Genomic DNA, 20879 nt, shown 5'->3' with positions numbered 1-20879 from the left:
AATTCCCTGGTTTTGTTAGCTGTGCCCGTGCCGTTTTCGGTAGCTTTCCATGAAGCGTGCGATGCGGCCGAATGCATCTTCCATATCGTCCGAGTTCGGCAGGAACACCACGCGGAAGTGGTCCGGGCTATGCCAATTGAAGCCCGTGCCCTGCACGATAAGGACCTTGGTTTCTTCCAGCAGTTCGTATGCGAATTGCTGGTCGTCCGCGATCGGGTAGATCTTCGGATCGAGGCGGGGGAACATATACAGTGCAGCTTTTGGCTTGACCACGCTGACACCCGGAATCTCGGACAGCAGCTTGTATGCAAGGTCGCGCTGCTTGAGCAGGCGCCCGCCAGGGGCCACCAGGTCGTTGATGCTCTGGTAGCCGCCGAGCGCAGTCTGGATCGCAAACTGCCCCGGTGCGTTGGCGCAAAGGCGCATCGAGGCCAGCATATTCAGGCCCCAGATGTAGTCCTTCGCATATTTCTTGTTTTCGCCCGAGAGCACCATCCAGCCCGCGCGGTAGCCGCAGGAGCGGTAGCTCTTGGACAGGCCGTTGAAGGTCACGCAGAACACGTCTTCGCACAGCGCGGCGATCGAGGTGTGGGTGACGCCGTCGTACAGCACCTTGTCGTAAATTTCGTCGGCGTAGATGATCAACTGGTGCTGGCGCGCCAGTTCGATAATCTGCAGCAGTACTTCGTCGGGGTACAGCGCGCCAGTCGGGTTGTTCGGGTTGATGACCACGATCGCCTTGGTATTCGGCGTGATCTTCCTGCGCATGTCGTCGATGTCCGGGAACCAGTCCTGCTGCTCGTCGCAGACATAATGCACCGGCTTGCCGCCGGACAGGCTGACTGCCGCGGTCCACAGCGGATAGTCCGGCGCGGGCACCAGCACCTCGTCGCCGTTGTTCAGCAGCGCGTTCATGGACATGACGATCAGCTCGGACGCGCCGTTGCCCAGGTAAATGTCGTCCATCGTCACGTTGGCGACTTTCTTCTGCTGCGTGTAGTGCATCACCGCCTTGCGCGGCGCAAACAGGCCTTTGGAATCGGTATAACCGGCCGCATTCGGCAGGTTGACGATCATGTCGTGGACGATTTCGTCAGGCGGATCGAAACCGAACGGCTGCATATTGCCGATGTTCAGCTTGATGATCTTGTGGCCCTCTTCCTCCATCAGGCGGGCCTTCTCCGGCACAGGGCCGCGGATCTCGTAACAAATCTCGTTAAGCTTGTTGGATTTCTGAACCGGACGCAAAATCAATCCCTTACGTATAAATGCTGCATTGCGAAAATACCCATTCTGCCGAATTAAATTGGTTTAATCAACCATCGATATGCGCAAAACGTTACAATAAGATCTCTATTGTATTTAAATATAGCGAAAAGTTATGAAGCTCCACTCCAGCACCACCGGCCAGTACCAGACCGTTTCCGGTTATTTCGAAGGTGGAGTCGAGATCAACGGCAAGCCTTACGACTACAGCCTGCTGGTGCTGCCGGAAATTGCCCCGCGCCCCTGGCCGGTGGCGCAGTTCGAGGAACTGACAGTCGAACATTTCGAACAACTGCTGGCCGAGCAGCCGGATGTGGTCATCCTCGGCACCGGCGAGCGCCAGCGTTTCGTCCATCCGCGCCTGGCCGCGCCGCTGACCGCCAGGCAGGTCGGCGTCGAATGCATGGACACCAATGCCGCCTGCCGCACCTATAACATCCTGATGGGCGAAGGCCGCAAAGCCCTGCTGGCATTGATCATTGAAAAATAACACTTCGCCCCCATATAAACGCGCATGAGCCAAACCATCCCCGACTTCAGCGCCGCCATGACCAGCGGCCAAACCTTCCAGCTTTCGGGCCGCCCCGCCAAATCCACCGTGCTGTTCTTCTACCCCAAGGACAACACCCCGGGCTGCACCACCGAGAACATGGCCTTCCGCGACCTGCACGAGCAGTTCACTGCCGCCGGCGCTGAAATTTATGGCATCAGCCGCGACTCGCTGCGCTCGCACGAGAACTTCAAGGCGAAACTGGGCCTGCCGTTCGAACTGATCTCCGATCCGGAGGAAGCGGTATGCCTGGCCTTCAATGTCATGAAGATGAAAAAAATGTACGGTAAAGATGTACGCGGCGTTGAGCGCAGCACGTTTGTGATTGACGCAAAAGGCCGATTGGTGAAAGAATGGAGAGGCGTGAAAGTACCAGGTCACGTCGATGAAGTGCTGGAATTCGTGGCAAACCTGGGCTGATGGCAAGGCCCTCGCTGCGAATGTGTTAGCTCAACGGGAGCTTTACATTTGAACGTGTCAGCCAGATTTTGAGTCGAGCAAGTCCTTCCACCCACTGTCCCCGGTGGCATGCCCACCGGCTTTCGGGCGACGCAGACGCCCGCCAGGCATCCTTTAGTTTTTCCGATTCACCCCACAGTACGTCCATGCCGGGCATTCGCCCTCGCGTGGGCGCATCTTTTTTAGATTGAGATCCTGATGCCACTGCCAAAACTGCCTAGCAAGCCAGCCACCCTGCTGCTGGCTAAAGACTACCCGAAGGCTAGCGGAGCAAATCCGGTTCCCTTCCCTACTGAAGAAAAGGCAGCACCCGCGCCGAAGAAAGCGGCGCCCAAGACTGCTGCCAAAGCAGTAAAAGAACCGGTTGCGAAAAAGACCGCAGCCAAGAAGGCGCCTGCATTGAAGGCCGTCAAGCTGCCGGACGACGTCCCGGCGCCACCGCGCACCAAGGCCGCGCCGCAAGCCCGCGCCAAGGTCACGCCGATCAAGGCCGATGCGCCGCACCCGGCCAAGCACAAAGAGCACGAAGTGGTGCTCAAGTCCGCCAGCAGCCGCAAGGCCGACGTGGTGGGCAGCACCAAGCTGTTCGTGCTCGATACCAATGTGCTGATGCACGACCCGTCTTCGCTGTTCCGCTTTGAAGAACACGATGTCTTCCTGCCGATGATGACGCTGGAAGAACTGGACAACCACAAGAAAGGCATGACCGAAGTCGCGCGCAATGCACGCCAGGTATCGCGTACGCTGGATGCCCTGGTCAGCAACACCGACGACGACGACATGGAAAACGGCATCCCGCTGAACAAGCTGGGTAACAAGGATGCCAAGGGCCACCTGTACTTCCAGACCAAGGTGCAGGTAGCCGACCTGCCGGAAGGCCTGCCGCAAGGCAAGGCCGACAACCAGATCCTGGCCGTGGTGCGTTCGCTGGAAGCGGAACAGCCGGAGCGCGCCGTGGTGCTGGTGTCGAAAGACATCAACATGCGCATCAAGGCGCGCGCCCTGGGCCTGCCGGCGGAAGACTACTTCAACGACCACGTGCTGGAAGACACCGACCTGCTGTACTCGGGCATCGTCCAGCTGCCGGACGATTTCTGGAACAAGCATGGCAAGGACATGGAGTCATGGCAGGAGAACAAGCACGGCCAGTCGAGCACCTTCTACCGCGTGACAGGCCCGTTCATCCCGTCCCTGCTGGTGAACCAGTTCGTCTACCTGGAACCGAACAACGGCGAGTCGCCGTTCTACGCGCAAGTGAAGCAGATCAACGGCAAGACTGCCGTGCTGCAGACCCTGCGCGACTACTCGCACAACAAGAACAGCGTCTGGGGTGTCACTGCCCGCAACCGCGAGCAGAACTTCGCGCTGAACCTGTTGATGAATCCGGACTGCGACTTCATCACCCTCTTGGGCCAGGCCGGCACCGGCAAGACCCTGCTCGCGCTGGCCGCCGGCCTGGCGCAGGTGCTGGAGACCAAGCTGTATAACGAGATCATCGTCACCCGCGTCACGGTGCCGGTGGGCGAAGATATCGGCTTCCTGCCGGGTACCGAGGAAGAGAAGATGGGTCCCTGGATGGGCGCCTTCGACGACAACCTGGAAGTGCTGAACAAGTCCGACGGTGAAGGCGGCGAATGGGGCCGCGCGGCGACGCAGGACCTGATCCGCTCGCGCATCAAGATCAAGTCCCTGAACTTCATGCGCGGGCGCACCTTCGTCAACAAGTTCCTCATCATCGACGAGGCGCAGAACCTGACGCCGAAGCAGATGAAGACCCTGGTGACGCGCGCCGGTCCTGGCACCAAGATCCTGTGCCTGGGTAATATCGCCCAGATCGACACGCCTTACCTGACTGAAGGTTCGTCCGGCCTGACCTATGTGGTCGACCGCTTCAAAGGCTGGGCGCACAGCGGCCACGTAACGCTGGCACGCGGCGAACGTTCCCGCCTGGCAGACCACGCGAGCGACGTGCTGTAAGCACTCCCGCCTCCCCGAAAAAGCCCCGCCCAGTGCGGGGCTTTTTTTTCTGGCGCGCCGGCTCCGAGCCAAGGGTCGCCCCCTTGTTCACCCGCGTTGCGCGGCCGCTCGAACTGATATATGATTCATATACGTTTCATATATACGGAAAAGCAAATGGGAATTGTAAACATCGAAGACGAACTGCACGACCAGATCCGCAAAGCCAGTGCAGTGTCGTGCCGCTCCATCAATGCGCAAGCAGGTTTCTGGATCAAGATCGGCATGTTGTGCGAAATGAACCCGACCTTGACCTTCAACGAAGTCGTTACGCAGGAATTGCGCGCCGCGGGCGTCGAGGTTCCGCCCCTGCGAATGACACCAGCATGACCAAGCGGCCGGAAGAAATCGCCTTGATGGCGGAATCCGGCAGGCTGCTGGCGAGCGTGTTCGGCTTCCTGGACGGGTTCATCCTGGCCGGTATGTCCACCATGCGGGTCAATGACCTGGTAGAAGACTTCATAGTGAATGAACTCAATGCACGCCCCGCAAGTAAAGGGCAGTATGGATACGCCTACGCCTTGAACTCCTCCCGTAACGCCGTCGTTTGCCACGGCGTCCCATCGCCGAGTGAAATCCTGCTGGATGGCGATATCGTGAACTTCGATATCACTCTGGAGAAGAATGGTTTTATCGCAGATTCCAGCAAAACCTACTTGGTCGGCGATGTCTCTCCATCTGCCAGGCGGCTGGTGCAGGTGACGTATGAGGCCATGTGGAAGGGGATCCAGGCCGTACGCCCTGGCGCACGGCTTGGCGACATCGGGCATGCCATCGAGCGTCACGCGCGGCGCAGCAACTACTCGGTGGTACGCGACTTTTGCGGACACGGCATTGGACGCGAAATGCACGAACCGCCCCAGGTACTACATTGGGGACGGCCAAGGACCGGGCTCGTTCTGCGCGAAGGCATGACATTCACCATCGAACCAATGATCAACGAAGGCCGCCACGCAGTCCGGACCGAGGATGATGGCTGGACTGTCGTTACAGTGGACGGAAAATTATCCGCGCAGTTCGAGCACACTGTGGCTGTAACACGAAACGGCGTGCGGGTCCTGACGCTGCGTCCCGGCGAAAGCCGCCCAAATTAGGCCACTCGGCGTGCGATCGGGTGGCCGGGATTCAGTTGCAGGAGGTCCCACAGGTTGCCGTACAAGTCTGCGAAGACCGCAACCATGCCGTAGTCCTGCTGCTTCGGCTCGCGCACGACCCGCACGCCTTTTGCTTTCAAGCGCTCGAAGTCGCGCCAGAAATCGTCCGTGTTCAGGAACAGGAATACCCGGCCGCCAGCCTGGTTACCGACAAAGGGCTCCTGCTCCGGCCTGGAAGCGCGCGCCAGCAGGATCGTGGTGCCACTGCCACCGGGCGGCGCCACCACTACCCAGCGCTTGTCCTGCTCCGCCTGATAGGTATCATCGAGCAGCTCGAAGCCGAGCGTGTTGACATAGAAATCGATCGCCTCATCGTAATCGCGCACGACAAGGGCAATGTGGACAATTGATTGTTTCATTCCATCTCCATCATGTAATCCTGGACCGCGTGGAAAATCCTCGCGGCATCAGACGCGTAAAGGCGCGATGCATTCCAGCAGTTGTATTCAATGATACGGATCCCGTCCGCGGTCTCGGCAAGATCCATGGTGAATACCGCGTGCGGCTGGTATAGCTGCGCAACCGCGCCAGCCGCGGCCATTAACTCGCCCGGGATGTTCGCGCTGAAGGTCGCCTTTCCTGCAAAACGGTACATCGATCCTCTCACAACTTCGCCCTTCACCACCAAGAAGCGGTACTCCGCGGTGACCGGCTTGCCAGCCTGGAGGATACCGGCATCGAATGCCTTTTCATCTTTGCTCGGTTTGATGAATCATTGCTTGCGCAACTTGCGCCAGACTTTGCGCACCAACAGGCCAAGCGCGAACAGGATCAGCACCCATGGCAGCATGTATGCCGTGCCGGTAATTGCGGTGGCGATTCCTTCCGACAGGTTGCTACCGAAATCGCTGAGCGAACGCTTGACCGGCGACCAGAAGCCGCGCTGGGTGCGGGACTGGATCGAGATGTTCAGCAGGTCCATATTGACCCGTTCCATCAGGCGCGCTTCGGCGCCGGTCGCGGATTCGAGTTCGCTTTGCACCGTCGCCAGTTCCTGCGACAGTTTGATCAGGGCTTCGGCGTTGCTGCCTACTTTACTCTCCAGCGCCAGCAGCTTTTCGCGATAGGAGCGCAGCATGTCAAGCCGCTTGGCGTTGTCACGGATCGGGCCTTCCAGGTCTTCCGCCGAAGTGTTGCGCGATGCGACTTCGCCGCCGGTCGCTGCCAGCGCAATCAGCTTCTCGATGCCGGCGCGCTTGACGCGTACCCGGATATGCGCGCTCGACTCCCGGCCGCCGGCCACGCCGGATGCCAGCAGCGTGCATTGGTTAGCCGCGTCGGCCTGGCAAGCCGCGACCAGTTTATCGAGCAGCGGCTTAACGCCGCCCTCCGGCGAATCGACTGTGACCGAGTGTTCATAGGCGAGATACTTGCCGCGCTGCGCTTCGACCGCCGACGCTGGCGAACCGTCGGCCGCATGCGCAGCCATTTCCCTGGCTGCGCCTGCCGATCCCGGCGGAGCATACTTCGCGGAACAGCCCTGAAGCAAAAGCAGCGCCAGCACGCTTGACCTTACAATGGCAGGAAGGATTAAAGTACGTTTACCCATATGACGAAAGGAACTCCAAATGTATGAACTGACTGTGGAAAATATGACTTGCGGCCACTGCGTCTCGGCCGTAACGGAAGCCGTACACACCGTCGACCCGGCAGCCTTTGTCGAGGTAGACCTGAAGGGCCGGCACGTCAAGGTCAACTCGACTGCAGCGCTGGAGCCGATCAAGGCCGCCATTGTGGACGCCGGCTACCCGGTCACCCGCGCGTCGGCCTGACGCGCACGCCCTGCTCCAGTTCCGGGTAATGCCGGAACACGTCATCCTCGTTGTTGGCGAGGCGGCGCTTTGATGCGAGGTAGGCGGCGATATTTGGACGCGCCGCCACTTTCGCCGATAGACGCTCCAGTCCAGGCCAGCGGCCTGCGTATGCCGCCATCGCTTTCGGGAAGGCATAACGCAAGCCGTCCAGCAACTGGAACAGCGACAGGTCGACGTAGCTGAGGCGCGAGCCAACCATCCAGCCGCCCCGGCCGCCATTGGCCTGCAGCACCGACTCAAAATAATCGAGGTATTTCGGAATACGCTCCGTCACGAAATCGCGCGACCTGGCTTTCGCCTCGCGCGCCTGCTCCTCGTAATACTGGTTGAGCGAAATCGGGTGATGCGTGTCGTGCGCCTCGCCCACGATGTCGGCGATAGTCGACTGCAGCTGGTTGCACCACAGCCGCCCCGCCTCCGAACGCGGCGCCAGCTTGTGGCGCGCACCAAGGAACAAAAGGATGTTGGCAGTCTGGCCGACCAGCAGTTCGCCGGCACGCAGCACCGGCGGCGCAAACGCTGCGCGCTCGTCGCTGCCGCCGGCAATCACCTCGTTCATCGCCTTCATGCCCCCTTTGCCGCGCGCCACGTCGACGTAGGGAACGCCCGCCTCTTCCAGCGCCAGGCGCACGAATTCGCCACGCCCCTGGATCGTCGGCCAGTAGTAAAGCTTGTAAGGCTCCATCATTGCACCTCCTGTGCCAGCAGCCATGCTTCGACGGCGCGTACTTCGTCGCGCGGATCGTCGCCCTCCGGCCGAACCACATAAAAATCGAATCCGCCGAGCACCGGGCCAACCGGGGCCTCCAGCAGTCCCATGCCTATTTCTTCACGCACCAGCGGCAATGCAGTCAGCACCACGCCCTGCCCCGCGATCGCCGCCTGCACCGCGTGCGACTCTTCGGAGAAGTGTGCACCGGCGCTGAGGTCCAGCGCGATGCCGGCTGCCTTCGCCCACTTGTCCCAGGTGATGGCGCTTTTCAGGCCGCGCTGCCAGTCGAAATGGATGAGCGGGTGGCGCGCCACGTCGCTCGCCTTGCGCAGCTTCAAGCGGGGGCTGGCGACCGGCGCGAATCCCGCCCGGAGCAATCGTTGTGCATGCAAACCCGCGAAGTGCCCGCCGCCGCCGCGTACCGCCAGGTCCGCCGCGCCGCCGGCCAGGTCGACCGGACTGTTGCTGGCCTGGATGTTGAGGGCGATCCCAGGATGGGCCGCATTGAACGACGCCAGGCGCGGCACCAGCCAGCGTGCCGCAAAGGACGGCGTGGTCGACAAGGTGACCGTGCGGCGCTGCTCCCGCCGCAGCCGCTCGACGCCGGCGGCGATCGCGTCAAGGCCATTGCCCGTCGCCTGCAGCAGAATACGGCCCTCCGCTGTCAACTCTACCGCCCGGGTTTTGCGCAGGAACAGCCGCACCTCCAGCGCCTCCTCCAGCGCACGCACCTGGTGGCTGATCGAAGTCGCGCTGACCGACAGCTCCTCGGCTGCGAGCTTGAAGCTTTGCAGCCGCGCAGCTGCTTCAAAGCTGCGCAGGGCGGACAGGGATGGCAGGCGGCGTTTCATGTTAAACACTATACATGAATCCAGTTCATCCATCCGCTGAGAATTGCTCGTTTGTCACTGGTCGCGGGCCGGCGCACAGTACGGTCATCGCAACCCAATGGAGAGAACTATGACCACCATCCTGCATATCGATTCAAGCGCCCGGCCGGGGCGTTCCGGCGAACAGGCGCATGGCTCGCATACACGCCGCCTGACGGCACGTTTCCTCGAGCGCTACCTCCAGCTTGATAGCAGAACAGAAGTCATCTATCGCGACGTTGGTGCTGAGCCGCCATCGCCAGTCACAGGCGGCTGGGTGCATGCTGCGTTCACCCCGCCTGCGGCGCGCGAGCCGTGGATGCAGGAAGCGCTGGCGCAAAGCGACACGCTGGTCGATGAAGTGCTGGCGGCCGATATCATCGTCGCCGGCGTGCCGATGTATAACTTTGGCCCGCCGGCCCAGTTCAAGGCCTGGCTGGATAACATCGTGCGCGTCGGGCGTACCTTCGGCTTCGACCGCTCGCGGGCCGGGGAACCGTATTGGCCGCTGCTGGCCGACGCCGGCAAGCAGCTCGTGATACTGTCGTCACGCGGCGACTATGGCTACGGCCCCGGCCAGCGGCTGGAAGGCATCAATCACGTCGAAGCGTCGGTGCGCAGCGTGTTCCGCTACCTGGGCGTGACCGATGCATACGGCGCGGCCATCGAATACGACGAATTCGGCGACGACCGCCTGCTGCGCTCCATTGCCGAAGCCGAAAGCGCCACCGACCGCCTCGCCGAGGCCATCGCCGCCACGCGCACCACGGCCAGCCGCCGCGTCGCCTGAGCGCAGGCAAGACTCGGGCAGCTTGGCTATAATGGCCTGATGCCCGAACTCCACACCATCTTACTGCTCGCCGCAGCAGGACTTTTCGCCGGCACGCAGAATGCGTTGGCCGGCGGCGGATCCTTCATCACCTTCCCCGCCCTGCTGCTGGCCGGCTTGAATCCCGTCGCTGCGAACATGACCTCCACGGTCGCCATGTTCCCGAGCCAGGCGACATCGGCCGTTGCCGGCCGCAAGTTCGCTGACGGCGTCAGCGGCCTGACTTTCCCCCAGCTCTTCACGATCAGCATTATCGGCGGCATTTTCGGCGCCATCCTGCTGTGGATCACACCCCCGACCTTCTTCGCCAGGCTGGTGCCATGGCTGGTGCTGTTTGCCACCACCATGTTCGCCTGGGGCGCCTTCCGCCGCCAGCCGGTGCAGGCTGCCTCCACCATGCCGAAGTGGGTGCTGGCCGTGATCCAAGCCTGTATTTCAATCTACGGAGGCTACTTCGGCGGCGGCATCGGCTTCCTGATGCTGGCCGCGCTGACCATCGCCGGCCAGCAGATCCGCGCCGCGACAGCCACCAAGAACATGCTGGCAATGGCGATGAATGCCTCCGCCACCCTGATCTTCGCCTTCTCCGGCATGATCAGCTGGCCCGCCGCCCTGGCCTTATGTGCGGGTGGTATTGCGGGCGGACTTCTTGGTTCGTGGCTGATCTATCGCCTTCCCCCGCAACTGATGCGCATCTTTGTGGTGATCGTGGGCGCAGTGCTCACCGTGTACATGTTCCTGCGCTGAACCCAGCGTTTGCAGGATCGGGCAATCCGGGCGCTCGTCGCCGTGGCAGGTTTTCGCCAGGCTTGCCAGGGAGTCGCGCATCTCGGTCAGCTCCACGATGCGCTGGTTCAGTTCATTCACATGGCTCATGGCGATAGTCTTGACGTCCGAACTGGCGCGGCCGGTATCCTGCCATAGCGACAACAGGTCGCTGATCTGCTCCAGCGAAAATCCCAGGTTGCGGGCGCGCTTGATGAAGCGCAGCGTGTGCAGGTCGTTCTCGCCGTAGATTCGGTATCCGCTGTCGGTGCGCGCGGTTTCCCGCACCAGGCCGATGCTCTCGTAGTAGCGGATCATTTTGGCGCTGACGCCCGATGCGGCAGCGGCTTGTCCGATATTCATGGCTTACTCCTTCGAAGGCTGCCAGCGGCGCAGCAGCAAGGCGTTGCTGATCACGCTGACCGAACTGAATGCCATCGCTGCGCCGGCCAGCAAAGGATTCAGCATGCCAAGCGCCGCCAGCGGAATCCCTGCCACATTGTAGATGAATGCCCAGAACAGGTTTTGGCGGATTTTGCTGAAGGTGCGTTTTGAAATATCAAAAGCATCCGCCACCAGCAGCGGCTCGCCGCGCATCAGCGTGATGCCTGCGGCATTCATGGCGACGTCGGTACCGGTGGCCATGGCAATGCCCACGTGCGCCGCCGCCAGCGCCGGTGCATCGTTGATGCCATCGCCAACCATGGCGACACGCTTGCCTTCCGCCTTCAGCCTGGCGATGACGGCGGTTTTATCGGCAGGCAGCAGGTTCGCTTCCACGCTGCCGATGCCCAGTGCCTGCGCCACCGCTCGCGCGCTACCCTGGTTGTCGCCGGTCAGCATGACGGTGGCGATGCCGCGGGCATGCAAGCGCTCGACCGCGGCGCGCGCGTGCTGCTTGGGCTGGTCGGCAAAGGCCAGCAGGCCAAGCAACTGCCTGCTGCCGGCGTCGGCCAGCCAGGAAATCGTGTGGCCGGATGCTTCCAGCTCACCCGCGCGCTGCTGCAGCGGCGCCAGGTCGATGTCCCGCTCCGCCATCAGCCGGCTGCTCCCCAGCAGCAGTTCCAGCCCCTCGACCGTCGCCGCCAGGCCGCGCCCAGCCAGCGTGGTCACCGCGTTTGCGGTAAGCGATGCCGCATCGCCGGCTGCTGCGGCGTCGGCATCCAGCACCGCGCGGGCCAGCGAATGTTCGCTGCCGCGCTGGATTGCAGCGGCAAGTTGCAGCGCCCGAGCGGTCGGGATACCGTGCGGCAGCAGCTGCGCCAGCACCGGTTTGCCTTGCGTGAGCGTGCCGGTCTTGTCGAAGACGACGGTATCGACCTGGCGCGCCATCTCCAGCGCCTCGGCATCCTTGATCAGAATCCCATGCTGCGCCGCGACGCCGGTGCCCGCCATGATCGCGGCCGGCGTGGCAAGGCCCAGCGCGCACGGGCAGGCAATCACCATCACCACCACCGCATTGATCACGGCCAGCTCGACACTCCCGCTTGCCAGCCACCAGCCGCCAAAGGTCAGCACCGCGATCACCAGCACCACCGGCACAAACACCGCCGCCACTTTATCGACCAGTTTCTGAACCGGCGCCTTGGCCGACTGCGCATCCTCCACCAGGCGGATGATCCGCGACAGCATGGTCTCGGCGCCCGTCGCGCCGGTGCGAACCAGCAGCAGTCCCTCGCCATTGATCGCACCACCGGTGACGCGGTCGCCGGCATGCTTGGCAACGGGCAGGCTCTCGCCCGTGATCAGCGATTCATCAACGTGGCTGGCCCCATCCACCACTTCGCCGTCCACCGCCACGCGTTCGCCGGCCCGGATCACCACGATATCGCCCACCCGCACCTGGCCAATCGGCAAATCGGCATCCGGTTCGCCTTCGCGGCGTACGCGCGCAGTCGCCGGCCGCAAGTCCTGCAGAGCGCGGATGGCGGAAGCGGTCTGCCGCTTGGCCCGCGCCTCCAGCCATTTCCCGAGCAAGACCAGGGTCAGCACCACCGCCGACGCCTCGAAGTACAGGTGCGCCATGCCCTGCGACGGCGCCAAAGCCAGGTAGACGCTCAAGCCATACGCCGCCGAGGTGCCCAGCGCCACCAGCAGGTCCATATTGCCGGCACGAGCTTTTACTGCCTTCCAGCCCGCGCGATAGAAGCGCGCGCCGAACACGAATTGGACCGGGGTCGCCAGCAGCCATTGCAGCGACGCAGGCATCATCAGGTGTACGCCGAACCACTCCGCCACCATCGGCACCACCAGGGGCACCGACAGCGCAGCGGACAGAATCACCGCCAGGCCTTCAGGAATGCTCGGCGTGGAATCTGCGGCCGGCGCCGCCAGTTCGCTGGCGGTGTAGCCGGCCTTGCCGATGGCCTGCTGCAGGGCGGCAAACGCCAGCGGCGAATCGGAATCGACACGCGCTGTCTCGGTGGCCAGGTTGACGGCGGCATGCGCCACGCCCGGCACGGTCGCCAGCGCTTTTTCGACGCGGCGCACGCAGGATGCGCAACTCATGCCTTCAATACGGACGGTTTGCTGGAACTGACTCATGGGATACTCCTCGCCTATGCTCTGGCGACCAGTATCAAGTATCCCATGATGGGAAGGTCAAGCGCTTTTTTACCGGACTTCGCAGTCGACTGCGCGCGGCGCCTGGTTGCTGGCCGTGGTTTTACCGCCTGGCACGGCGGTATTGAAGATGGGCGGCGGATTGAACTGCATGCCGGGGTTCTGCGGCAGCACCACCGGAGGCAGCGCCGCGCCCGGTGTAAAACCGAACTGTCCGGCATTGAAGGATAGGCTGCCGCCCCCGTTGTTGAGATGAATCATGCCATCCAGCACCTGCACGTACAGGCCGGGCGCGCGTGGCGCCTGCGCCGCTGGCAGTTTGCCGGCCGGCGCCACAATTTCCGCCACAAACAGCGTGCCGCGGATACCGATGGTGGCGGCCGGTGTCTTCAGCTCGAACTTTTCCTTGCTGCGCTTGCCCAGCAGCCCGGACACGGAGCGCAAGCCGCCCTTGACCAGGTTGAACTGGGCCCGGTCCGCTTCCTGCTTGCCGCTATCGAAGCTGAAATTTTCAATAGTCAGCGTGCTGCCGGGCCGCAAAGTGATTTCGCTATTGTCGATAAAACGCACCAGGGCATAAGTACTTTTCTCCGTCACCAGCGTATCGCCATTTTCGACCTCCGACTTGATCGACAGGACTTTTGCCGTGCCGTCGGCCTTGCGCGCCATCAGCGGTCCATTCAACTGGATCACAGTGCCGGCCACGGGGGCTGCCAGCGCCAGCGCGGCAGCCAGCCACAGCGACGCCAGTACCAGGCCATGCCCGGCCAGCTTAGTTGCAGTACATTTTTGCAGGGGCTTCATGCTGTTTCGCTCCGCTGGTTTTTTCCTGGGACAGTTTGTCGCTCTTGTCGTCTTTCTTCGCTTTTTCCTTGCCCTGGTCTGGCGCACTGGCCACTGAAGCCTGGCCGGCTGTGTCGCCGTTGCTGGCGCTATTGATCACCTGGATGGTGTGGTTGACGGCGGCCTGCACCGGGTTGCTAGGCTGCGCTTCCGTCGGCGGCAACACCAGTTGGCAGCCCGGCAAGGTCGGATCCAGCTGGCACTGGTCGATCGAAGTCGGCGGCGTAGCCGGCGGCTTTACGGTCTCGCCGTTGATCCCGATGCTGCCGCCCGGCGCCTGCACGCTCCCGGGAGGATACGTGACCTGGGTAGCGGCAAGCAGCGAAACGTTGCCCTGGCTGCTTTTCACCAAAGCGCCGCTGGCGATCAGCAAATTGTCGCCGCCGCTGCCGCTATCGCCCGCCTCCAGCAGGATGTCGCCCGAGGTGGACAGGACACTGCCGTAAATGCTGAGAGGGCTGTGCGCGCTCAAGCGGATATCGCCGCTGTCGCTGTTCACCAGGGCGCCCGGAGCCAGCGTCGTGGCTCCGTAATTATCGAGCGCGATCGCGCCGCCATTGCCGGGCGCGAGCTTCAACTGCAGGATCGTGAGCGGTGCCGGCGCCCCGGCATTGTTGCTGATGACGATAGCTGCGTTACCACTGGTCGCCGTGCTTTCGGCATCGAGCTCGGACACGAAGGTCTGCAGCGCTGCCGCGGCGCCGCCGATATTGGCGCCCGAACGCGCCACCAGCTTGTTGGCCTTGATGGCCGCCCCATCGGTCGCCAGCGCGCCATCCGCATGCAGCGTGGCCGTCCCCGCAACCTGGATGCCGTTGATATCGTAGCCGCTGCCCTTTGCCGAACTACCCCCTTGCAGCCGCACTACCGACAGTGCTTGCCCGCTGCGGAAGTCGAAATTGCCGGAGCCGACCACGGCCGCGATATGCGCCACCTGGTTGCCGCTGTGGTCCAGCTGCACATTGCCATTGGCTTCGACGCCCAGTTCCTGCACCTTCAGGGCCGCGGCCGCATTGGCGGTATCCTGCGTGATGCCAGCGGTGGTGAGCAGGCCCAGGCGCGTGGTCAGCGGGTTCAGGTTGGCCGCGCCGCCAATGTGGATGGCTCCCGCGCCAAAGTTGTTGCTGGTGCCGGTGTCGGCGCTGGTGGTACCCGCGTTTGTGCCGGGTTTGCTGCCGGGTGTACTACCGGGTATGGGTTCGCCGCTGCCGTCATCGCGGTTGCCGATGCCGACCGTTGCAGCGGCAATCCTGTTCAACTGGGTCAGCGACAGGCAAGCCGTGCCGCAGGAAGCACCGATCGTAATGCTGTGGCCGGCGGTGGCCGGCGTCAGCGAGGCCAGGCTGGCCGTCACGTCGGCTGTGAAATCCATGGCATCCGCATTCAGGTGCACGACATCGGCTTGCAGCGGCGCCGCCACCTGCAGCAGCCCCGCGCGCGCTTCCAGTTCCAGCTCCCGGCCCGGCATGCTGACTGCCCCGCCCACCTTCATGCCGTTGGCGGCCGTGATGAACAGGCGCGGCGTAGCCAGTGTCGCCAGGCCGCTGCCGCCCAGATAGGTGGTGGGCGTGCCGGTCGGGCCGTTGCCGCCAAGCTCGATGGTGCCCGAGCTATCGATCCCGATCATGTCCGCCGCCATGCCGCTGCCGGCCGCTCCGGTCAGGACGACGGAGCCGCCGCGCACCTTAATGCTCTGCGCGGTGAGCATGGCGTTATTGGTCAGCGTGCCCCCCGCCTCGGCCCCCAAGCCGGCAGCGGCCGGCAGCTTGACCGTTCCCAGCAGGTCCACATTGCCGCCCGTTTGCAGTACCAGCGAAGTGAGCGCGGCAGAACCGGTGAGGTCGAGCTGGTCCGCCGTGATATTGCCGGCATTGAAAACGGGTTTGCCGCTGGGGTCGAACGCGAAGCCCCCAATCACCAGGTTGGGCGCTACCAGCCGGCCCAGGTCGGCATTGCCCAGCACCAGCCCGCCGCTCTCGCTGGTCGGCGTGCCGCCCACCCGGATGGCGGCGCCGCCAATGCTGGAGACACGAATGCTGTGCTCGGCATTTGCCTGGCCAGCCAGGCTCATCGCATTGGCCTCGAGGCCGATATCGCCCCCGCTGAGCTGGGAGCCGATTTCACTGACCAGGCTGCCGCTCGTGGCACGCAGCAGCATGGAGCCGCCGCTGACCGCGGCAGTCCGGGCCAGCCGCAGCGAGGCGCCCTCCAGCTGCACCGGTTTGCCATTGCCATTGACCGCGCCGTTGACCACCAGGTCGCTGGCGCGCACACGCAGGTTGCCAAATCCGAGGCTATTGACGGCATCGGACTGGCTCAGTGCCAGCACCTCGAGCGTACCGCCATCGACATAGTTCAGGTTGCCTACCCCTTCGGCCCGCAGGCTTCCTGCCAGGTTGCCGCCACTGGCCAGGTTGACCTGGCCGCTGCCGTCCAGCGTCAGGCTGGCGGCGCGCACCGGTGTGCCGGGATCCTGGTTCAAACTGCCCGCCTTCAAGGTCACGTTGCCGGGCGTTTGCACGCCGACCTGGCCGTTGCCAAAGGTCAGGTTCAGGTTGCCGATATTGCTGAAACTGATATCGCCGGAAGCCGAGGCCGCCAGGCCCATCACCTGGTTGGGACCGTTCAACGCCACCGAGCCGGCATTGATCAGCAGGACCGGCGCGAAGATCGACCCGTTGCCGCTGACGGCGCCGCCGCTCTGCAGGTAAAGCCCGGACCTCGGCTTCAGTGCCCCGTTCACCGCAATAGCGCTGCTGGCCAGGGTCAGCATGGCATTGCCGGCATTGCTGCCGGCCAGGTCCAGCATGCCCTCCACGCTGAGCAATCCCCCATACTGGGCCAAGCCGATATTCAGGTTTTGCGTGAAGATGGATGAAAGCTCCGCACCATCCAGGCTCAGCACCCCGGGCGTCCCATCGCTGGTTTGGCCCAGCTTGATCTCCGTGCTGGCGCCATACGGGTTGAGGGAAACGCTGTTGGCGGCCTGTATCTGGGCGCCGCTGCCGATCCGCATGCTGTCGGCCTTCCAGCGCATTTCCTGCCCCGCCAGCAAGACACCGGCGCCGACCTCGATTTCCGCACCGCTCAGTTCGATGGCACCCATGCCGGTCTCGATACCTGCCATCAGCTTCACCGCGCCGCTGCCGGTTGCGGCACCGGATGCCGGGTCATTGGCCTGCAGCCGCAGCATGCCGCCATTGGTGGCCAGCTTGCCCTTGACCATGATGTGATTGCCGGCCTGGGCCAGCAATCCCACACCCGGCGCGCCAATCGCGACCGGATCGACAAAAGTGATGTCGTGCCGCGCCTGCAAGGTGACATCGGCCGTCGCCCCGTTCAACAGCGAGGTGGCGAGTTCCGTCACGCCGGTGGAGGGCCCGGAGAAGAAGCTGGCGACATCGGACAGCGTGGCCGGCACGCCCGGCGCCAGCTTCACTTCGATATCGAAGGGATCAAGCAGCCATCGGCCGCGCCGGCCTTGCGACGCGCCCGCATCAACGCGCAGGCCGCCCAGTTCCAACTGGTGCGCCGAGGTTTCCACCAGGCCGCCATCGCCGCCCAGCGACCCGCCGCGCGCCGAAATGCTGCCCTGCACGCTGGCCCTGTCGTCGGCCCAGACGATCACCTTGCCGCCTTGGCCGCTGCCGCCGGCATCGGCCGCCAGCACCACGTCCTTCCCGACATACACCTGGCGCGCATTCGGCAGCTGCGCATTGGCGCCGCGGTAGTCGCCGCCCACCAGCACGCTGCCGCCGCCTTCCTCGCCGCTGGCGTCCACCCGCGCATCGCCCAGCAGGCCGACTTGCGGCCCCAGCACGGCAACCTCGCCGCCGCCGCGCGCCGTGGTGCGGCTGCCGCCTTCGACCATCGTGCGGCCGCTGGCGCGCAGCAGGACCTGCCCTTGCGCGCCGCGCACCGCGCTGTCGGCGCTGGCCGTGCCGCGCTGGTTGACCAGCGCGCCGAAGATGCCAATGCGCCCGCCCTGCGCCACCACCTGGCCCAGGTTCAGCGCCTGGTCGTCCGGCGCTGACACCACGACCTGCAGGGCCGGGTTGGCGCCGTCCACCAGTTGTACGCTATGGCCTGCCGCCAGCATCACGGCGCCGCCGGGCGCATGGATAATGCCGTTGTTTTCCACCTGCGGCGCCACCAGGTAGACCAGGCCGCCTTGCCCGGTGCTGATCTGCCCCTGGTGCTCCACCTTGCCGGCGCCTGTTCCGCCGCTGAAGTGCAGCCGTCCGGCCAGAAAATCGGCATCGGACAGCGCCAGGCTTGACGCCACCAGGCCCTGCACGTCAATGCGCGCGCCCTGCCCGAACAGCACGCCGTTCGGGTTGAGCAGGTAGACCTGGCCGTTCGACTGCAGGCTGCCCAGGATGCGGCTGGGATCCTGGCCGGTGATCCGGTTCAGCACCTTGCTGCCGGCCCCCTGCTGCACAAAACGCGTCACTTCGTCGGCGCCGATCGAAAAGCTGCGCCAGTTGATGATGGTGTTGGGCGTATTGGCGACGGTGAAGACATTGCCCTGCTGGCTGAAGCTGGCCTGGCCGGTCGCCACTTGCGGCGCCACGGGATTGGCCAGCGCGCCGCCGAAGCAGGAGGCGACCGCCAGGCCAAGCAGCTTGCGCTGCAGTTTGCTGTGCTTGCTGTAGTCCATGTCGATGTCCTCAATAGGCAAGGCCGAGCCGCAGGTGCAGCCTGCCGCTGCCGTCGCGCCCGGTTGGGCCGCCCTGCACCACGTGCCCATAATCAAGTTGCAGGTTGGCCTGGCTGCCCAGCAGCACGCGCAAGCCGAGACCACTGCTGGCCACCGAGGCAGCCGTCAGTTCGCCCGGCAGTGCATCATTGCGCCGCACATGGGCACGGTCATGGAAGGCCAGCAAGCGGCATTGCCAGCGCTCGTTGCACAGGTTGGGCGTGTACAGTTCCAGGTTAAGGCTGGCGCCCTTGTCGTTGGCGATTTCGCGTTCGGGCAAGCCGCGCACCGAAGCGCCGCCGCCGGCGCCGAACTGCTCGCCCGGCACCAGCGCGTCCGGGGTGTACTGGACGTTGGCGATGGCGCGCCATTGCCAGTCGCCGGGCAGCAGCCGGCTGATGCTGGCGCCCGCGCGCGCAATGGTGTAGTCATCCGGCGCCCCGGCACGCGCACGGCTGAAGTCGTCCTGGCCGCCGCGCTTGCCGCCCGGCAGGTTGCGCAGCAGCGTCAGCGACAGCCCGGCATCGCCTTGCGGCGCACTCCAGCTGCCAAGGTAACCCACGCTCAGCGGGCGTACAGTGACGTTGTTGCCGAGCTCCTGTCCCAGCAGCAGCACGCTGTTGCGGAACGCCTTGGATTCCGCGCCGAACAGCAGCTTCCCTTCATAGCCGGGATGGCGCGGCAGGTAATGGCTGTAGCGCGCGCCAAACACCGTGCCCTGGCCGCTGACCGCCACGCTGAAGGCGCCCACCGCCACCGTGCCGGAATCGATGTTCGAGTAGCTGGCGTAAAAGTCGAGCGTGTCGCCCAGTTGATACAGCGGAATGTGGTAGCCCAGGCCGTATACCTTGACCCGCCCCGGCTCTTCGGCCGAGGTGGTGTACTGCAGGCTGGCCAGGTGGTCCAGCCCGAACAGGTTGGCATGCTGCAGGCCGAACCCGATATGGGCGCGGCCGGTCTGCTCGGTGCCGCTGTTGTCGACATTGAGCATGGCCTTCCATTGCCGTTCATCGGCCACCTCCAGCAAGGCGTCGACCTCGTCCTCGCGGCTGCCGCTTTGCAGCTTCATGGTGACCTGGCGGGCGGGATGCTCATTGGCCAGCTTGAGCGCTGCCGAAATTTCTTCCAGGTTCGGCACTTCGCCGGCGCGCAGCGGCGGCAGCGCACGCCGCACATTGGCCTCGTCCACATGGCGCTGGCCGCGCACCAGGACCTGCCCGATACGGGTCTGCACCACCTCCAGCCGCACCGCCCCGCGCGCCAGTTCCTGTTCCGGCAGCGTGACCGCAACCAGGCGGTAGCCGGCTGCCTGGTAGGCCGCCGTCAGCGCCTCCAGCGCCTGCTGTACGTCGCCGAAGTCGCGCCCTGGGCCCGTGTATGGCGCCAGCACCCGCGCCACCTGGTCCGGCGGCAGCAAGGTGTTGCCCCGCACATCGTAGCGCTCGATGTCGAAACGTACGATGCCAGGATCGGGGCCGGGATCGCTGGCGGCATGGGCCGTAGCGGCCAATGTGACGGCAACAAGAAACGCAAGGCGCTGTTGAATTTTTTTCATATCAGGGGAAGGGAATGAACAACAGCCCCGGCCCAGCGCGCAGGCGCAAAGGTCGAGGCTTGCAAATGCCAAGGAAGTTCGGGAGACGCGGGAATGTGGTGTTTTGCCTGCAGTGGAGCGATGTCGGCCCGTTCACCATGCATAGCCATAACGCAGCGTCACGCGGCTTCGCGCATCGTCCGGCATGATGTCCGAACGTACCACGCGGCCAAGGTCAAGCTGCATGCTGGAATTCCTGTCGATCTTCATGCGTACGCCGATACCGGCGCTGCCCACGTTACGGCTGCGTAACTGGCCATTTGTGGCACGGTTGTAGCGCAGGGCATTGCGGTCGTAATACAGCAACGCACGGCAATGGCGGCCGGCCCCCAGGCAGATATCCGGGGAATACAGCTCGACGTTGCTGCCCAGGCCGCCGTCCCGCAGCGCATCGCGGTGGGCCATCAGGCGCAAGGCCGTCGACGCGGCGGGCGCCAGGCTGTCCTGCAGCGACACTTCGCCTGGGGTGTAATGGGTATTGACGCTGGCGCGCACCATCCAATCGCGCGGCAGGGTCTGTGTCAGCGTGGCCGCCAGGCGCGTGGTCGGGGTGGTGCCGGGCAGGCCGGGCAGGTTCGACTGCGGATAAGCGGTGGCGGAAAAATCAAAGGCAGGCGCATTTCGGTCGCGGTCGCGGTCACGGTCGTGGCTGGGCGGCGCGGCAAGCGCTCCGGTGCAGGCTGCAAGGGCCAGGATCGGCACAAGGCTAGGCTTCATGATCGTTCTCCCGGGCATGCGATTGCCTGG

At 64.0% G+C, this 20879-nt stretch carries 19 protein-coding genes and 1 pseudogene; 8 read left to right on the top strand and 12 right to left on the bottom strand.

All coding sequences use genetic code 11. The features are described from left to right. Positions 1-15: 15 nt before the first annotated feature. Entirely contained in the window at positions 16-1248 is a 1233-nt protein-coding gene (locus ASE26_RS01680; RefSeq protein ID WP_055931894.1) for a pyridoxal phosphate-dependent aminotransferase, read from the bottom strand. A gap of 133 nt (positions 1249-1381) precedes the next feature. Here ASE26_RS01680 and ASE26_RS01675 point away from each other — a divergent pair, with 133 nt between their 5' ends. The 5 genes from ASE26_RS01675 to map all read left to right on the top strand — a co-directional run bounded on the left by ASE26_RS01675 (position 1382) and on the right by map (position 5385). Further along, the gene (locus ASE26_RS01675) at positions 1382-1756 is read left to right on the top strand and encodes an Mth938-like domain-containing protein (protein WP_055931317.1); all 375 of its coding nucleotides are present in this window, start codon (positions 1382-1384) and stop codon (positions 1754-1756) included. Between the two features lie 24 nt (positions 1757-1780). Continuing rightward, on the top strand, positions 1781-2236 hold the full coding sequence (locus tag ASE26_RS01670) for a peroxiredoxin (protein WP_055931315.1): 456 nt from the start codon (positions 1781-1783) through the stop codon (positions 2234-2236). Positions 2237-2473: 237 nt separating this feature from the next. Continuing rightward, on the top strand, positions 2474-4252 hold the full coding sequence (locus tag ASE26_RS01665; RefSeq protein ID WP_055931313.1) for a PhoH family protein: 1779 nt from the start codon (positions 2474-2476) through the stop codon (positions 4250-4252). 156 nt (positions 4253-4408) lie between these two features. Next, positions 4409-4621 carry a ParD-like family protein gene (locus ASE26_RS01660; protein ID WP_055931311.1) on the top strand — a complete coding sequence of 71 codons (213 nt, stop codon included), beginning with the start codon at positions 4409-4411 and terminating at the stop codon, positions 4619-4621. After that, on the top strand, positions 4618-5385 hold the full coding sequence (gene map, locus ASE26_RS01655) for a type I methionyl aminopeptidase (RefSeq protein WP_055931309.1): 768 nt from the start codon (positions 4618-4620) through the stop codon (positions 5383-5385). The genes ASE26_RS01660 and map overlap by 4 nt, the downstream gene beginning before the upstream one ends. On the opposite strand, the gene ASE26_RS01650 is transcribed toward map, so the two are convergent. The 3 genes from ASE26_RS01650 to ASE26_RS01640 are packed head-to-tail and all read right to left on the bottom strand — an operon-like array spanning position 5382 to position 6874. After that, complete coding sequence (locus ASE26_RS01650) at positions 5382-5804, bottom strand: VOC family protein (RefSeq protein ID WP_055931306.1); 423 nt, start codon at positions 5802-5804, stop codon at positions 5382-5384. The genes map and ASE26_RS01650 overlap by 4 nt on opposite strands. After that, positions 5801-6115, bottom strand: coding sequence for an ATP-grasp domain-containing protein (locus ASE26_RS01645; RefSeq protein ID WP_255357008.1), 315 nt, complete (start codon positions 6113-6115; stop codon positions 5801-5803). Before ASE26_RS01645 ends, ASE26_RS01650 begins: the two co-directional genes overlap by 4 nt. A gap of 42 nt (positions 6116-6157) precedes the next feature. Beyond that, positions 6158-6874, bottom strand: a complete 717-nt coding sequence (locus tag ASE26_RS01640) for a DUF4349 domain-containing protein (RefSeq protein ID WP_055931301.1) — start codon at positions 6872-6874, stop codon at positions 6158-6160. 139 nt (positions 6875-7013) lie between these two features. On the opposite strand from ASE26_RS01640, the gene ASE26_RS01635 reads away from it, so the two are divergent. Next, on the top strand, positions 7014-7217 hold the full coding sequence (locus tag ASE26_RS01635) for a heavy-metal-associated domain-containing protein (RefSeq protein WP_055931297.1): 204 nt from the start codon (positions 7014-7016) through the stop codon (positions 7215-7217). On the opposite strand, the gene ASE26_RS01630 is transcribed toward ASE26_RS01635, so the two are convergent. Next, the gene (locus tag ASE26_RS01630; protein WP_055931294.1) at positions 7198-7947 is read right to left on the bottom strand and encodes a glutathione S-transferase; all 750 of its coding nucleotides are present in this window, start codon (positions 7945-7947) and stop codon (positions 7198-7200) included. The two genes, ASE26_RS01635 and ASE26_RS01630, sit on opposite strands and share 20 nt — an antisense overlap. Then, the gene (locus ASE26_RS01625; protein WP_156397993.1) at positions 7944-8822 is read right to left on the bottom strand and encodes a LysR substrate-binding domain-containing protein; all 879 of its coding nucleotides are present in this window, start codon (positions 8820-8822) and stop codon (positions 7944-7946) included. The genes ASE26_RS01630 and ASE26_RS01625 overlap by 4 nt, the downstream gene beginning before the upstream one ends. A 109-nt stretch (positions 8823-8931) precedes the next feature. Here ASE26_RS01625 and ASE26_RS01620 point away from each other — a divergent pair, with 109 nt between their 5' ends. Together ASE26_RS01620 and ASE26_RS31340 are read left to right on the top strand one after the other, a co-directional pair. After that, positions 8932-9630, top strand: a complete 699-nt coding sequence (locus ASE26_RS01620; protein ID WP_055931289.1) for an FMN-dependent NADH-azoreductase — start codon at positions 8932-8934, stop codon at positions 9628-9630. A 39-nt stretch (positions 9631-9669) separates the two neighbouring features. After that, positions 9670-10416 carry a sulfite exporter TauE/SafE family protein gene (locus tag ASE26_RS31340; protein WP_055931286.1) on the top strand — a complete coding sequence of 249 codons (747 nt, stop codon included), beginning with the start codon at positions 9670-9672 and terminating at the stop codon, positions 10414-10416. A gap of 15 nt (positions 10417-10431) precedes the next feature. Here ASE26_RS31340 and cueR read toward each other — a convergent pair. The 6 genes and pseudogenes from cueR to ASE26_RS01590 form a co-directional block, all read right to left on the bottom strand. Beyond that, positions 10432-10797 (bottom strand): annotated as a pseudogene (gene cueR, locus ASE26_RS29645) (Cu(I)-responsive transcriptional regulator); the annotation flags it as partial. Positions 10798-10800: 3 nt separating this feature from the next. Continuing rightward, complete coding sequence (locus ASE26_RS01610) at positions 10801-12978, bottom strand: cation-translocating P-type ATPase (protein WP_200960788.1); 2178 nt, start codon at positions 12976-12978, stop codon at positions 10801-10803. Between the two features lie 69 nt (positions 12979-13047). Continuing rightward, on the bottom strand, positions 13048-13800 hold the full coding sequence (locus tag ASE26_RS01605; RefSeq protein ID WP_055931283.1) for a FecR domain-containing protein: 753 nt from the start codon (positions 13798-13800) through the stop codon (positions 13048-13050). After that, on the bottom strand, positions 13769-18499 hold the full coding sequence (locus ASE26_RS01600; RefSeq protein ID WP_162259156.1) for a filamentous hemagglutinin N-terminal domain-containing protein: 4731 nt from the start codon (positions 18497-18499) through the stop codon (positions 13769-13771). The genes ASE26_RS01605 and ASE26_RS01600 overlap by 32 nt, the downstream gene beginning before the upstream one ends. A 10-nt stretch (positions 18500-18509) precedes the next feature. Continuing rightward, the gene (locus ASE26_RS01595; RefSeq protein WP_055931277.1) at positions 18510-20093 is read right to left on the bottom strand and encodes a ShlB/FhaC/HecB family hemolysin secretion/activation protein; all 1584 of its coding nucleotides are present in this window, start codon (positions 20091-20093) and stop codon (positions 18510-18512) included. Between the two features lie 132 nt (positions 20094-20225). After that, positions 20226-20849, bottom strand: a complete 624-nt coding sequence (locus ASE26_RS01590; protein WP_055931275.1) for a hypothetical protein — start codon at positions 20847-20849, stop codon at positions 20226-20228. Positions 20850-20879: the final 30 nt, after the last annotated feature.

Origin of the sequence: Duganella sp. Root198D2, assembly GCF_001428585.1 — a bacterium.
In the GTDB taxonomy this organism is placed as follows: Bacteria; Pseudomonadota; Gammaproteobacteria; order Burkholderiales; family Burkholderiaceae_D; genus Rugamonas.
This window is presented reverse-complemented; position numbering and strand designations above follow the sequence as displayed.